Source organism: Sporolactobacillus sp. BBK16-2 (assembly GCF_059878335.1).
Map to the genome: position 1 here is coordinate 1,015,148 of NZ_CM187611.1, position 14,474 is coordinate 1,029,621.

Annotated in this window: 13 protein-coding genes and 1 tRNA gene; 11 read left to right on the forward strand and 3 right to left on the reverse strand. The window is 45.2% G+C overall.

The window, feature by feature from the left end:
• The first annotated feature begins 124 nt into the window (after positions 1-124).
• The 5 genes from trxB to AC6F33_RS05045 all read left to right on the forward strand — a co-directional run bounded on the left by trxB (position 125) and on the right by AC6F33_RS05045 (position 4,534).
• Positions 125-1,075, forward strand: coding sequence for a thioredoxin-disulfide reductase (gene trxB, locus AC6F33_RS05025; RefSeq protein WP_255746667.1), 951 nt, complete (start codon positions 125-127; stop codon positions 1,073-1,075).
• 377 nt (positions 1,076-1,452) lie between these two features.
• Positions 1,453-2,319, forward strand: coding sequence for an RNase adapter RapZ (gene rapZ / locus AC6F33_RS05030; protein ID WP_255746668.1), 867 nt, complete (start codon positions 1,453-1,455; stop codon positions 2,317-2,319).
• Positions 2,320-2,323: 4 nt separating this feature from the next.
• The gene (gene mgfK / locus AC6F33_RS05035) at positions 2,324-3,286 is read left to right on the forward strand and encodes a gluconeogenesis morphogenetic factor MgfK (protein WP_500777879.1); all 963 of its coding nucleotides are present in this window, start codon (positions 2,324-2,326) and stop codon (positions 3,284-3,286) included.
• Between the two features lie 17 nt (positions 3,287-3,303).
• Positions 3,304-4,236 carry a DNA-binding protein WhiA gene (gene whiA / locus AC6F33_RS05040; RefSeq protein ID WP_500777880.1) on the forward strand — a complete coding sequence of 311 codons (933 nt, stop codon included), beginning with the start codon at positions 3,304-3,306 and terminating at the stop codon, positions 4,234-4,236.
• Positions 4,237-4,279: 43 nt separating this feature from the next.
• Positions 4,280-4,534: an HPr family phosphocarrier protein gene (locus AC6F33_RS05045; RefSeq protein ID WP_255746672.1), complete on the forward strand. Its 255-nt coding sequence runs from the start codon at positions 4,280-4,282 to the stop codon at positions 4,532-4,534.
• A 64-nt stretch (positions 4,535-4,598) separates the two neighbouring features.
• Here AC6F33_RS05045 and clpP read toward each other — a convergent pair whose 3' ends face one another.
• The 3 genes from clpP to AC6F33_RS05060 all read right to left on the reverse strand — a co-directional run bounded on the left by clpP (position 4,599) and on the right by AC6F33_RS05060 (position 6,831).
• Positions 4,599-5,183, reverse strand: a complete 585-nt coding sequence (gene clpP, locus AC6F33_RS05050) for an ATP-dependent Clp endopeptidase proteolytic subunit ClpP (protein ID WP_255746674.1) — start codon at positions 5,181-5,183, stop codon at positions 4,599-4,601.
• 209 nt (positions 5,184-5,392) lie between these two features.
• On the reverse strand, positions 5,393-6,457 hold the full coding sequence (locus AC6F33_RS05055) for a D-alanine--D-alanine ligase family protein (RefSeq protein WP_255746675.1): 1,065 nt from the start codon (positions 6,455-6,457) through the stop codon (positions 5,393-5,395).
• A gap of 301 nt (positions 6,458-6,758) precedes the next feature.
• Positions 6,759-6,831, reverse strand: a tRNA-Arg gene (locus tag AC6F33_RS05060).
• Between the two features lie 233 nt (positions 6,832-7,064).
• On the opposite strand from AC6F33_RS05060, the gene AC6F33_RS05065 reads away from it, so the two are divergent.
• From AC6F33_RS05065 to AC6F33_RS05090, 6 genes are all read left to right on the forward strand, one after another.
• Positions 7,065-7,613 (forward strand): CotD family spore coat protein, encoded by a 549-nt coding sequence (locus AC6F33_RS05065; protein ID WP_255746677.1) that lies wholly within the window; start codon positions 7,065-7,067, stop codon positions 7,611-7,613.
• Positions 7,614-8,187: 574 nt separating this feature from the next.
• Complete coding sequence (locus AC6F33_RS05070; RefSeq protein ID WP_480947579.1) at positions 8,188-9,129, forward strand: magnesium transporter CorA family protein; 942 nt, start codon at positions 8,188-8,190, stop codon at positions 9,127-9,129.
• A gap of 256 nt (positions 9,130-9,385) precedes the next feature.
• The gene (rpoN, locus tag AC6F33_RS05075; protein ID WP_500777881.1) at positions 9,386-10,696 is read left to right on the forward strand and encodes an RNA polymerase factor sigma-54; all 1,311 of its coding nucleotides are present in this window, start codon (positions 9,386-9,388) and stop codon (positions 10,694-10,696) included.
• Between the two features lie 382 nt (positions 10,697-11,078).
• Positions 11,079-12,113, forward strand: a complete 1,035-nt coding sequence (locus AC6F33_RS05080) for a sugar-binding transcriptional regulator (protein ID WP_255746683.1) — start codon at positions 11,079-11,081, stop codon at positions 12,111-12,113.
• Between the two features lie 15 nt (positions 12,114-12,128).
• Entirely contained in the window at positions 12,129-13,136 is a 1,008-nt protein-coding gene (gap, locus tag AC6F33_RS05085) for a type I glyceraldehyde-3-phosphate dehydrogenase (RefSeq protein ID WP_255746685.1), read from the forward strand.
• A gap of 147 nt (positions 13,137-13,283) precedes the next feature.
• A complete protein-coding gene (locus AC6F33_RS05090) occupies positions 13,284-14,471 on the forward strand; it encodes a phosphoglycerate kinase (protein ID WP_255746688.1) in 1,188 nt (395 codons plus the stop codon).
• The last annotated feature ends 3 nt before the right edge of the window (positions 14,472-14,474 follow it).

Consider the following 14,474-nt stretch of genomic DNA (forward strand, 5'->3'; position numbering starts at 1 on the left):
TTTACGTATGAGCAATTTTCTGGACTTTGGTCGCGCCATTCTTTAGCATAGAATTATCAGATCAGTAGATAATAATAATTATAAAGAAGACTAGCAAATTTGCTATGGAAGGAATGGATTGACGTTGGCTGAAGAACAGAAAATTTATGATGTCATTATTGCGGGGGCAGGGCCGGCCGGAATGACGGCCGCCGTGTATGCGGCGAGAGCGAATATGTCAGTGTTGATGATTGAACGCGGAATTCCAGGTGGTCAGATGGCGAATACGGAAGCAGTCGAGAACTATCCCGGTTTTGAATCGATTCTCGGACCGGATCTGTCAAACAAGATGTTTGAGCATGCGAAAAAATTTGGAGCAGAGTATGCGTATGGCGATATTAAGAAAATCGAGGATGGTTCGGATGTCAAAACTATTGATTGCGGAAGCAAGCAATACAAGGCGCGGACGGTCATCGTAACGACGGGTGCTGAATATCGCAAGCTTGGCGTTCCCGGCGAAAAAGAATTCGCTGGCCGCGGCGTGTCCTATTGCGCGGTGTGCGATGGCGCATTCTTCAAGGAGAAGAAACTGGCGGTGATTGGCGGCGGTGATTCTGCGGTTGAAGAGGGAACTTATCTGACACGTTTTGCATCCAAGGTAACAATCGTTCACAGGCGCGACCAGCTGCGCGCACAGAAGATTCTTCAGAACCGTGCATTCAATAATGAAAAAGTTGACTTTATTTGGGATACCATTTGCACGAAGATCAATGGTGCGGACGGCAAGGTAGCCAGCCTGACGCTGAAGAATAAGAAAACCGGAGAAGAAACCGATTTTCCAGTAGACGGTGTGTTTATTTATGTCGGTATGAATCCGCTGACTGGTGCTGTGAGCGATTTAGGCATTCTTGACGATGAGGGTTATATCGTGACGAACGAAAAGATGGAGACCAGTATTCCAGGTATTTTCGCGGCAGGCGACGTGCGCCAAAAGGAGCTGCGCCAAATTGTGACAGCGACCGGAGACGGCAGCATTGCGGCAGAAAATGCACAGAAATATGTTGAGAAGCTGAAGGATGCTTCGGCAGTCAAATAAGGCCTGTGCGTCTTTAGTCATGATTCTTTAGATGAATCATTGGGCGTAATTTCATAAGTGTTTAATCATCATGTAATCATTATGAAATGAAAACACGATATGATTAAAGTATGAAATTGACCCCCCTTTTTATATAAACATTTAGTGGCATCGCAATATGGCGGTGCTGCTTTTTTTGCCTTATTTCTCTGCGCTTTGTCGCTTCCGGGCAAGGAAAATAGTTGCCAATACGCATCGCATTTTTCATAAACGCACGTCTGCTGATTATCGTTTATCTTTCTGAATGCTTCTTTTTCGAGTATACTAAAGATGAAAGAATGCCTTGATGCAGGTGTTGCGTCACAGGTGAAAAATTGATCGGTGGGGACGGATGCAGGATGAAAGATATTCAAGTAGTGATCATAACCGGAATGTCGGGCGCGGGAAAGACAGTTGCGACCCGTATTTTTGAGGACTTGGGTTACTTCTGCATCGATAATTTGCCGCCGACTTTGCTTCCAAAGTTCATTGACTTAATTGAAGATTCAGATTCGGAAAAACTGAATAAACTAGCATTAGTCATGGATCTTCGCGGCAGAACTTTTTTCGATTCGCTTTTCGCATCACTGGATGCATTCAGCAAATCCGAGAAAGTCAGGCCGAAGATTCTTTTTCTCGATGCGAAGGATGATGCACTAGTTCATCGCTACAAGGAGACACGCCGCTCACATCCGCTGTCTCCGAAAAGCCGGCCGATTGACGGTATTCGCGCCGAACGAAAAAAACTTGAAGAAGTTAAAGGACTCGCCCAATATTATATAAACACAACAGACATGAAACCAAGAGAATTACGCGATCGCATCGTTCAGGAATTTGCCAGCGAAACGGAGACATTCCGCGTTAATTTGCTGTCCTTTGGTTTTAAATACGGGCTTCCCATCGATGCTGATCTCGTTTTTGATGTACGTTTTCTGCCCAATCCTTACTACGTGAAGCATATGCGTGAGCGGACTGGACTTGATACTGATATTTCTGAGTACGTGCTGAAATGGTCGGAGACGAAGCAATTTTTGAAGAAGCTGATGGATCTGCTTCAATTCATGATTCCACAGTACAAACGTGAAGGCAAAGGGCAGCTGGTTATTGCGATCGGCTGCACAGGCGGCAAACATCGATCAGTCGCCTTGACCGAGTGGATTGCCAAAAAACTTTCCGGAGATTTCCCGACGAATGTGTCGCACCGGGATATTGAGAGAGGAAAATAATCGAATGACAGATCGAAAAAAAGTCGTTGCGATCGGCGGGGGCACAGGGCTTCCGGCGGTGCTTCGCGGTTTGAAGAAGTACCCGGTGGATATCACTGCGATTGTGACTGTTGCGGACGACGGCGGCAGCAGCGGAAAGCTGAGAAATGAGCTGCAGATTCCTCCGCCTGGCGATATCCGCAATGTACTTGTTTCGCTATCAGATATTGAACCGATGTTCGAACAATTGCTTCAGCATCGGTTCAAAACAGACAGTGGATTAAACGGCCATTCCTTAGGAAACCTGCTGATTGCCGCGCTGACATCGATAACCGGTGATTTTGTCAAAGGTGTACGCGAATTAAGCCGAATTCTCAATGTTCACGGCCAGGTGCTGCCTGCGGCGGATCAAATGATTGCACTCGGTGCAGTGATGAGCGACGGCAGTATCGTGGAAGGAGAATCGCATATTCCCGAAGTGAACAAACGGATTGAACGTGTTTTCTTAAAGCCGGCAGTTATTCAGCCGCTCCCTGAAAGCGTCCGAGCGATTCGTGACGCGGATTTAATTACGTTCGGACCCGGCAGTCTTTATACGAGCGTAATCCCTAATTTGCTTGTACCGGAACTCGCCGATGAAATTGCGCGTTCGAAGGCCAGAAAAGTGTATGTGTGTAATGTCATGACGCAAAAAGGGGAAACCGACCATTTTACGGCATCTGAACATATTAAGGCTATTCATCGCCATGTCGCACATCCTTTTATCGATACAATTATTGTGAACAGCCGGCCCATTAAAGTCGACTTGCTGAAGCGTTACGCAGCTGAAGAATCAGAGCCGGTGCAGATTGATTGGGAGCAACTGAATGATCTAGGCATTGATGTCATTCATGCACCACTGATCAAGACTGCCGGAGGCGTTGTACGCCATGATGAAGAAGTCGTCGGCCGTATGCTGATGTCTTTATTTACGGAGAAAAAAGTGTAAGGTTTGGAGGGATTGGCATGTCATTTGCCGCCGAAACCAAAAAAGAATTGACGATGCTCGAGGTAGATGACTGCTGCGCGCGTGCGGAGCTTGCTGCGCTGACACGAATGAATGGCTTCATCTCAATTCGTAACAAGAGAATTGAATTGGATATCGCAACAGAGAATGCAGCAATTTCTCGACGGATTTTCCGACTGATTAAACAAGCATACCATTATCAAATCGAGATCCTGGTACGGAGAAAGATGCGGCTGAAGAAAAATAATGTTTATATTGTTCGCCTGAAAGAAACGGCGCGTCCGTTCCTGGAAGATTTGAGAATCATTGATGACGGAGGACAGTTTACCCGTGAAATTGCCCCAGAATTAATTGAGAGCGACTGCTGCAAACGTTCTTATCTGCGCGGATCATTCTTGGCAGGTGGTTCACTGAACCATCCGGAATCCTCATATCACTTAGAAATTTTTTCGAATTATGAAGAACATACGTATTCTTTGGCTAAACTGATGAATACGTTCAATCTTAATGTTAAGATCTTGCCGAGAAAGAACGGATACATCATTTATATGAAAGAGGGCGAAAAGATCACCGATTTTCTGAGCATTATCGGCGCAAACAAGGCTCTGTTTTATTTTGAGGATATCCGTATTGTCAAGGACATGCGTAATTCAGTGAACCGGCTTGTCAATTGTGAGACGGCGAACTTGAATAAAACGGTCTCCGCTGCGATGAGACAGATGGAAAATATCCGGTTGATTGAGAAGAGTATCGGGTTGGAAGAATTGCCGGATAAATTGCGGGAAATTGCTGAGATTCGGTTGCAAAATCCGGACATTACGCTGAAAGAGCTTGGAGAAATGGTTAATGGTGAGCCAATCAGCAAATCTGGGATTAACCATCGCTTCCGAAAAATCGACGCGATTGCCAATCGGATTCGACAGGGCCAATAAATGGTTGTGCGCCTTCATTTTTATGAAAGGAGGAATGGACAACATGCTGACTAAGAAAGTGATCATCGGGCTGGAAAATGGCCTTCAGGCGCGGCCAGCCGCTCTATTTGTGCAGAATGCCAACCTTTATCAGGCAGCTATAACGCTTGAAAAAGACGGGCACGTAGCAAATGTGAAGAGCATCATGGGTGTCATGAGCATGGCACCGGCTCGCGGTGAGCAGCTCATTCTGACCGCTGAGGGTGAGGATGAACGTATGGCGCTTGAGACGCTGGCTTCTTTTATTGAAAACAAATGATAACGCTTACTAAAAGACAATAAGAAAAGCCGGAGCAGATGCTCCGGCTTTTCTTTATGGTCAATTATTTTGCTGAAACCATAATATCGTCAATCAAACCATACTTCTTCGCTTCTTCTGCGGACATGAAATTGTCACGATCCGTATCACGAGCAATCACTTCGTAAGGCTGACCGGTACGTTCAGCATAGATATGATTCAACTTTTCACGAATAGAAATGATCCGCTTTGCGTGAATTTCCATATCTGACGCCTGACCCTGCATGCCGCCAAGCGGCTGGTGAATCATAATTTCGCTATTCGGCAGTGCGTAACGCTTACCGATTTCGCCTGCAGTTAAGAGGAAGCTGCCCATTGAAGCGGCCATACCAATGCAAATGGTTGATACCTTTGGTTTAATAAACTGCATTGTATCAAAAATGGCCATTCCTGCGGTAATTGATCCGCCGGGGCTATTGATGTAAAGCGAAATATCTTTCTCCGAATCTTCTGCTGCCAGGAAAAGCAGCTGTGCGACAACCGCATTAGCTACATTGTCGTCAATTGCTGTTCCAAGCATAATGATACGGTCTTTCAATAAGCGTGAGTAGATGTCATACGCGCGTTCGCCGCGGTTTGTCTGCTCAATGACTGTTGGTATTAAAGGCATTGAACGAACCCCCTTTTTCCATTGAAGAAAGTTATTTTTCCCATTACCAACATCCATGATACATTAAAGGTCAATATAGGTCAAATTTAACGATCCACTGCTCAGCTTTTCATGAAGTTGAGGCAGTGGATCTCTCCTATAATGACAAACTGAGTGCAGAAAGCGCAAACTTCAGAGCCAATAATAGTTATCAGCTTTCAAGGTTTCAATTATTTGCTTTGGAGTGCTAATTGAATGGCCGTATCCGTAACTTGGGTCAGGCTGATGCCGGCAGCTTTCATCATTCGCGGATAGCGGCTGTAGCTGGTGAATCCGGGCATTGTATTTATTTCATTAAAGACAACTTCATGATCAGGTGTAAGGAACATGTCGACACGTGTTAATCCTGTACATCCCAGCGCACTATAAATTGCTTTAGCGGTTTGCTTGATACGTGCCTCAACGTCTGATGAAACATCGGCTGGGACGCGAATCGTTGAATTCTCGGAATCTGTTTCCGGATGTGATTCCTGATGAATGCGGAAGAAACCGTGAGACAGAACAATCTGATCAACTTCGCCGACTGTCAAGTCGTCCCCGTTTCCTAATATGGAGCAACCCACTTCACAGCCGTCGATTCCTTCTTCAATACAGATTTTGCTGTCGTAGTTCTGAGCATCAACAACTGCCGCTAAAAGACCGGCAGAATCAGCAACCTTAGTGACGCCGAACGAAGAACCGCCGTTTGCCGGTTTGACGAAAACCGGGTAACTCAAGCCGACACTAATTTTCTCTAACTGTTCCTTTGAGGACTTCCCGGTGATGGAAACTGTTTCAGGAACACGGAAGCCTGCGTCCTTCACGATACGGTGTGAAATATCCTTATCCATGCCCATTGAAGAACTCAGCACATTACAACCGACATAGGGAATTCCAGATAGTTCAAGGAGGCCCTGAATGGTTCCGTCTTCTCCGTTTTTACCATGCAAAACGGGGAAAACGACATCAAGATGTGTGCGAATAAGCTGATCATGATGCTGTTCAATCAATCCATGCAATTTTTTATCCGGTAAAATCCATGCAGGCACACAATTTTGTTCACTCCAAGTATCCGAAGGAATGGCATCTACCTGGCCTGTATATCTTTTCCATGAACCGTCCTGCGTTATGCCAATCAGTACCAACTCGTATTTTTCAGTATCCAGGCTGGTGATAATGGAGTATGCAGACTTCAGAGAGATTTTATATTCTGCCGAGTGACCTCCAAATAGAACGCCTACTGTTACTTTTGTCAATGTGTACGACTCCTTTTTATTCTGAGTATTTGTTTTCATTCCCGTTTAAGCGGAACATAATTTTCTTTAATGATTCAAAGAAAAATGAAAACACCAATTTGTACTTTATTGGTTAATCATAAAGCAAATTATAGATATTCGTCTTAATTATTTCTAAAGTTTTGCCTATAATTTGATACAAATTTCATAGACAATACGGTACAAGCACATTCATGGAATAAAAAGGGCACTTCCGAGCGTTTCTCAGAAGTGCCGTCAATACAATTACTGTATGATGCGTTCGGATTGCTGCACCATTTGATGCGCTCGAAGGGAGTCGAACCCCCGACACATGGTACCGGAAACCATTGCTCTATCCACTGAGCTACGAGCGCATAGGTAAGAAAATTCTCGCTGACATTTGTCTATTCTAAGTGATTTACTTCGCTTTTGCAAGCGTTTTTCAAAAATCAATGAGGTAATTTAGGATGATCAACACCAACAGTTTCTCATGTTATCTGCCCAAATTTAGGCGGAACGACTAAAATTAGGTGTTCTCATTAGTGCAATGGCTTTCCTCGACTCATAGGTTATTAGTGTACTTTAATTGACGAGGAGGAGCAAAATTATGGAGGTTTCACCTTATTCAAATCAGCCTGTTTCAGGCAATATGGGAAACGTCGGAAATGTAAGCAACACGGGGAATATCGGAAATTGGGGCAATGCCGGCCCAGTCAGTCCATTGCCAAGTCCGACACATGAATATAAGTCGGAAAACAAGCCGGCTTACAAACCTGAATTTAAACCGGCTTCCAAATGCTCAACAGCACCAATGGGCTTCCCAAGTAAAGGGAAAGGTAAAGGTGGTTATGCACCCTATGGAAATGTTGCCGGAGCTGGCACAGCCCCGGGAGCTGCCGCAGGAAAAACGACTGAAAATACGCTGCATTGTCCGCCAACACAAGGCGGTACAGTCTATGATCCGCAGACCGTCAATGTTCAGCATATTTACAAGCCAGTCATTGTGAAACATATTCATCAACTGCACACGATCAGAAAAACTCATTACATCTACGAACATCAGCACTACTACCCACACACGATGTCGGAGACTTGTGATGAGTGCCACTATGACGTACAATGCGGCAAACCATGTTTTCCAAAGCCGCACTGCTGAAGTAAGGTATTTACCGCACTATTAATGAAGAAGAGCCTGTCAAAGGGCTCTTTTTCTTTACCAAGTAAAGAAACATCATGACTCGTTTGAGGGGCGCTGGACACCAATGGACATGTAAATATAAGATGCTTCTATTTATGTATAAACCGTTTAGCGTTTTGCCTTGTTGGTTAGACGATAGACGTCATAAGATGCTGATCGCCCAATCTGAAATCGAAGGAAATTCTCCGCATCCTGCGGACGTATGGACCGGGCGCTTTTGCGCGTTCTTTCTAGTCCGCTTAAAAAGATGAAAAAATATTTTGTGTAACGTTTGCGATCAGTTTGTGTTCTTTTGGCACACCATGTATTATAGAACGTGGCGGTATTCGACCGCGCACGTAATCCGATGCGCGCCAAATACACAATTCCGCTGAAGGAAGTGATTGTTCGATGAGTTCTGATAGTTCGAGTCCAAAGCCTGGTCCCAGTCATCGGCAGGGGAAGCTTATATGGCATCAGACGCTCTTGGGCAAAATCACGGCAGCGGACAGATATCTGTGTAGGCTTCCTCTAAATTAAGAGGAGGTGCATCATGATTGATATTTATTTAACTGATGAGCAAGACAAATTGGTGAAAAAAGAAGAGCTGGTTAAAGGATGCTGGATAAATTTGACACGTCCATCCGAATTTGAAGTGCAGAAGGTTGTGGACGGTACCGGCATTCCATCGGACTTTATCCGAGACTCACTGGATGATGACGAACGCTCTCGTATTGAAAAGGAAGACGATTCGGTTCTGATCATCGTTGACTTTCCAGTGCTGATCCAAGATGAATCCGACTCAGCTCCTTATGATACGATTCCGCTTGGCATTATTGTTACGCCTTATTATTTTGTGACCGTTTGTTTGCAGAGTAATCCGATCATTGATGATTTTATTAATAATCGTATCCGGAACTTTTTTACTTATAAGAAAACACGCTTTACCCTGCAAATACTCTATGCGATTGCACGCTATTATCTCAAATACTTGAAAACCATTGATCGCAGAACGTCGCTGATCGAACGTGAACTGCATGAATCAATGAGAAATAAAGAACTTTTTGATTTGCTTAGTCTTGAAAAAACGCTGGTTTATTTCACAACATCATTGAAATCAAACAATATTGTTATGGAAAAAATGACCAAACAACGCTTCTTACGTATGTATGAAGATGATCAGGATCTATTGGAAGACGTTATTATTGAGATTAAGCAGGCGATTGAAATGTCGGAAGTGCACAGCAATATTTTAAGCGGCATGATGGACGCGTACGCTTCCGTGATTTCAAATAATGTGAATGTGGTTATGAAATTTTTGACCACGGTTACGATTGTGCTTTCGATCCCTACGATGGTGGCGAGTTTCTGGGGCATGAATGTCGGCTCAATTCCATGGGAACATGCACCGCATGCTTTTTGGATTCCGATCAGTCTTGCTCTGGGACTTGCCGGGATTACGGCATTATTCTTCTGGAAAAAGAAATATTTTTAAACAAAAATATTGATGAAGGGATACGGCCGGAACAGCGCTGTATCCTTTTTTTCGGTTTCCTTCTGTTTACGTGACTGAAATGATGCACTGCAGAATCATGAAAAGCAGCCCATAAATAGTGCATTATATTTATGTGGATTGGTCTAGAGCGGTCTATTGTTCGCTAAATGATCATTAAATGTGACAAATTCCGTCAATGAAAGCGTAGTCATTTTATTGATGAATTGCTATAATAATAGTAAAGGAGGTGAGCGAGATGGGATTGGCACTCGTTCAAACGCAATCGTTAAAACTGAAAATGACGCCGGCTCTATTCCAGTCGATGACCGTGCTCCAATGTAATAATGAAGAGCTTTCGCGGATGCTCCATGAAAAAGCTTTGGAAAATCCATTGCTGCATGTCGAGGATCGCGAGGATCGCAGAGATTATTCGTCCTATTCTATAGACGGTGCTGCGAAGAGCACGTCCGACGTGATCGAGGAAACTGCGGCGAATCGTGTTGATTTTCGTGAACTGCTGCATCAAGACCTGCATCAAACACGGCTTGATCACATGCTCATGGATGCTGCCGATATCCTTATTGATTCATTGAATGACAATGGATTCATTGATGAAGATCCGCAAGCCATTCTTGATCGGTTCGGGAAGTTTGATGCGGATCCGGAAGAAGCGTTGGAGGCCGTTCAAGCCTTGGACCCTGCCGGTGTCGGTGCCCGCTCGCTCATCGAATGCCTGTGTCTGCAGCTTCGCCGACTCGATCGGCGCTGCACACTTGCGGAAACAATCTTGACTGAGTATCGGGACTGCTTTATGACCGGGGACTGGGCAGAACTTGCTTCTTTACTCGATGTGGCACAAGCCGATATTGATGCGGCTGTTGAACAAATTCGTAAACTGAATCCGAATCCTGTGGCAACGATTCAGGATGATCCGCCGCAATATATTGTTCCTGATGTCGTCATTTCGAAAAGGGACGGCGGACTTGTTTGCGAATTGGAGGATCAATATCTCCCGACGATTTCTGTAAATATGAACGATTATACGCGCTATATGGAGGCAGCGGATGCGGAAACGAAACGTTATCTTCGCGAAAAGTTTGATGAAGCTGACTGGCTTCTTTCTGGTGTATCCCGGCGCCGGCAGACGCTGATGAAACTTGCGCAGATGGTGATGGAGCGTCAAAAAAATTACTTTTTGAGTGGAGATCAGGATTGTTTGCTTCCATTTACCATGAAACAAGCTGCCGAACAGCTTTCGGTCCATGAGTCAACAATCAGTCGGGCAGCTGCCGGAAAATATGTTCAAACGAATTTCGGCGTTCTTCCGATGAAAAATTTCTTTGTCCGTGCTGTGCGTGCGGAACACGGGACGGTTTCTGCTTTCCAAATTCAAAATGAGATTAAGCAGCTGGTAAAAATGGAAGATCGCAGAAAACCGCTGTCTGATCAGAATATTACCCGGCTTCTTGAAAAATCAGGGATTCGCTGTTCCAGACGAGTCGTTGCGAAGTACAGGGCAAGCTGTGGAATTGGATCGACAATTGAACGCAGAGCAGCCTACAATTAAAAAATGTTGGGACTGGTTGAGTCCCAATTTGATTGGCGTTGTAAAATTTTACAACGCTTTCTTTGTTTCCTTTTGTCGAAACAGGGTATACTTCACATGGACAAAAAAGCCGCAAGAGAAGATCCGGACAAGCATGCAATCAATCGTGCAGATGTGACATTTTTCAAAATTTGCAGATAGTTTCGATTTAACAAGCCGCATTAAATCAACATTTTTTATAATGTGACGATTCTGCGTCATTGAAATGCCTATACAAAACATTTACATGATTATGCTTGTAAACAATGGCGAAAGTTGCTATCATGAAACATGGAGCAGATGGGACATAAATTGACTGTGTGGGACATTTTGAGACCTGAACAGGTCGATCGAGGGGGACGCTGTGGAACATTTGCTTGATCTTCAAAAAAGGCTGATCCCCGATGTCTTAGACATAATGTCCAGTCGCTACCGTATTCTTCAATCTCTTCATTTTCTTCAGCCGATCGGCAGACGGAGTTTGTCATCTCATTTAGGCATGACTGAGCGGGTTCTGCGCGGCGAAGTCACGTTCCTGAGCCAGCAAGGGCTTATCCAAATGGCGTCAAGCGGCATGTATCTGACGGAAAACGGAGAAGCCATTGTTAAGGCTCTTGGCACTGTGATGAAGAATATTTCCGGATTGAAGAACATGGAGAAGCAACTGGAAGAAGTTCTCGGCGTTTCCAAAGTTGTCATTGTCTCTGGCGACAGTGATCAGTACGCGACTGTCAAGAATGAGATGGGGCTGGCCTGCGTCAAGGAAATCGAACGCGCACTAGGTGAAGTCAACATTGTTGCGGTGACCGGGGGCTCAACGCTCGCAGCCGCTGCTGAAATGATGCACCCGCTTAGAAGAGCGCACCAGGATCTCCTGTTTGTATCGGCGAGAGGCGGTCTTGGCGAGAAGGTCGAAAATCAAGCGAACACGATCTGCGCTAAAATGGCGGAAAAAGCTGAAGGGCGCTATCATCTGCTCCACGTTCCCGATCAGCTCAGTGACGAGTCCTATCACAGCTTGATGGAAGAGCCCAGTATTCATCGGGTCCTGCAGCACGTCCGTCGTGCAACCATCATCGTGCACGGCATTGGTGATGCAAAAACGATGGCAATCCGCCGTCATTCCGGTGAAGAAATTCTCAAAAGAGTCGACACGGAACATGCTGTGGCCGAGGCTTTTGGCTATTTCTTTGATCAGACGGGTCGCGTCATTCACAAAGTTCAGACCATTGGATTGCAGTGGGAAGATCTGTTTGGCGCGCACGCAGTGATTGCCGTGGCCGGGGGCAAGTCTAAGGCTGAGGCAATTCAGGCTTACTTTAAGAAAGGTCCCGATTCCGTGCTTATCACGGATGAAGGGGCAGCACAAGAGATTTTAAAAAATTTCCAAACCATTTAGGAGGTCATTATTAACATGACAGTTAAAGTTGGTATTAACGGTTTCGGACGTATCGGTCGTCTTGCTTTCAGAAGAATTCAGGATGTTCCAGAATTGGAAGTTGTTGCAGTTAACGACCTTACAGATCCAGCAATGCTCGCTAACCTGCTGAAATATGATACAACTCAAGGCCGTTTCAATGGCGAAGTTAAAGTAGAAGATGGCTACTTCGTAGTTAACGGCAAGAAAGTAAAAGTTCTCTCACAACGTGACCCTGCTGAATTGCCATGGGGCGAACTCGGCGTTGACATCGTTCTTGAATGCACAGGCTTCTTCACTTCGAAAGAAAAAGCTGAAGCACACATCAAGGGCGGCGCTAAGAAAGTCGTTATCTCTGCTCCTGCAAAGGGCGATCTGAAGACAATCGTATTCAACGTAAACAACGATTCACTCGATGGCTCAGAAACAGTTATTTCCGGTGCATCTTGCACAACGAACTCTTTGGCTCCTGTTGCTAAAGTATTGAATGACAAATTCGGCATCGAAAAAGGCTTGATGACTACGGTTCACGCTTACACAGGCGACCAAATGACTCTTGACGGCCCGCACAGAGGCGGCGACCTTCGTCGTGCACGTGCCGCTGCTGAAAACATCGTACCTGCTTCTTCAGGTGCTGCTGCAGCCGTTGCTCTTGTTATCCCTGAATTGAAAGGCAAATTCGACGGATCTGCTCAACGTGTTCCAGTTAAATCAGGTTCTGTAACGCTGCTTTACGCAACGCTTGCTAAGAACACAACTGTAGAAGAAATCAACGAATCGATCAAAGCTGCATCTAACGAAACTCTTGGCTACAACGAAGATCCAATCGTTTCTTCTGACGTCATCGGTATTACTTACGGCTCTCTGTTTGACGCAACTCAAACAAAGATTCTTGACGTAGACGGCAAGCAACTCGTTCAGGTTGTTGCATGGTATGACAACGAAATGTCTTATACTTCACAACTTGTTCGTACGCTCGAATACTTCGCAAAGCTTGCAAAATAAGTATTGCCTAACTTTTTGAATAGAACTTGAATAGCGGAAACCTTAGTTGTTTCCGCTTTTTTGATGAATACTGTTCTTATCGGCGGTGGGCACGGACTGCAGCCTTGCCCCAGTGTCCGATGAAATATAGCGAAAGAGGGTCTAGGCATGGCAAAGAAAACCATTAAAGACATTGACGTTAAAGGCAAGAAAGTTTTCTGCCGTTGCGACTTCAATGTTCCGCTTAGCGGTACGACGGTTACGGACGACACACGTATTCGTGCGGCGCTCCCTACCATCAACTATTTGATCGAAAACGGTGCAAAAGTTATTCTTGCTTCTCACCTCGGCCGTCCTACGGCTGAAGACAAGGATTCCTTCAAAATGGATCCTGTCGCAAAACGCTTGAGCGAATTGCTCGGCAAACCAGTTGCTAAAACGGACCAAGTAGTCGGACCGGAAGTTGATGCAGCTGTTGCAAAATTAAACGAAGGCGATGTTCTTCTTCTTGAAAACGTTCGTTTTGAAAAAGGCGAAAAGAAGAACGATCCTGAACTTGCAAAAGCATTCGCTGCGCTTGCAGACGTTTACGTCAACGACGCATTCGGTTCTGCACACCGTGCGCATGCATCAACAGCAGGCATCGCTGAATATCTTCCTGCAGTCGCAGGCTTCCTTCTCGAAAAGGAATTGAAGATTCTTGGTGCTTCTCTCGAAAATCCGAAACATCCGTTCACTGCCATCATTGGCGGTGCGAAAGTAACCGACAAAATCGGCGTTATCGAAAATCTGCTTGACAAAGTAGATACTTTAATCGTCGGCGGCGGACTTTCTTATACGTTTGTTAAGGCACAGGGCTACGAAATCGGCAAGTCTCTGCTCGACAAAGACAAACTTGATCTCGCTAAGAAATTCCTTGCACTTGCAAAAGAAAAAGGTGTTAATTTCTTGACTCCTGTTGATACGGTCATTGCTGATGAATTCTCCGAAACAGCTAACAAAGACGTTGTCGATATCGACAAAATGCCTGCAGGCTGGCTCGGCGTAGACATCGGACCGAAGACGGTTGCTCTGTATGCAGACGCAATCAAAAAGTCCAAACTTGTTGTTTGGAACGGACCAATGGGTATTTTCGAAATGGAACCTTATGCTAAGGGTACTGAAGCAGTTGCTAAAGCACTTGCTGAAGCAACTGATGCAACAACGATCATCGGCGGCGGCGATTCTGCAGCAGCTGTTGAGAAATTCCATCTTGCAGACAAAATGACGCACATTTCAACCGGCGGCGGCGCTTCTCTTGAACTCATGGAAGGCAAAGTACTTCCAGGCGTTGCAGCCCTTGATGACGCTGAATAATCA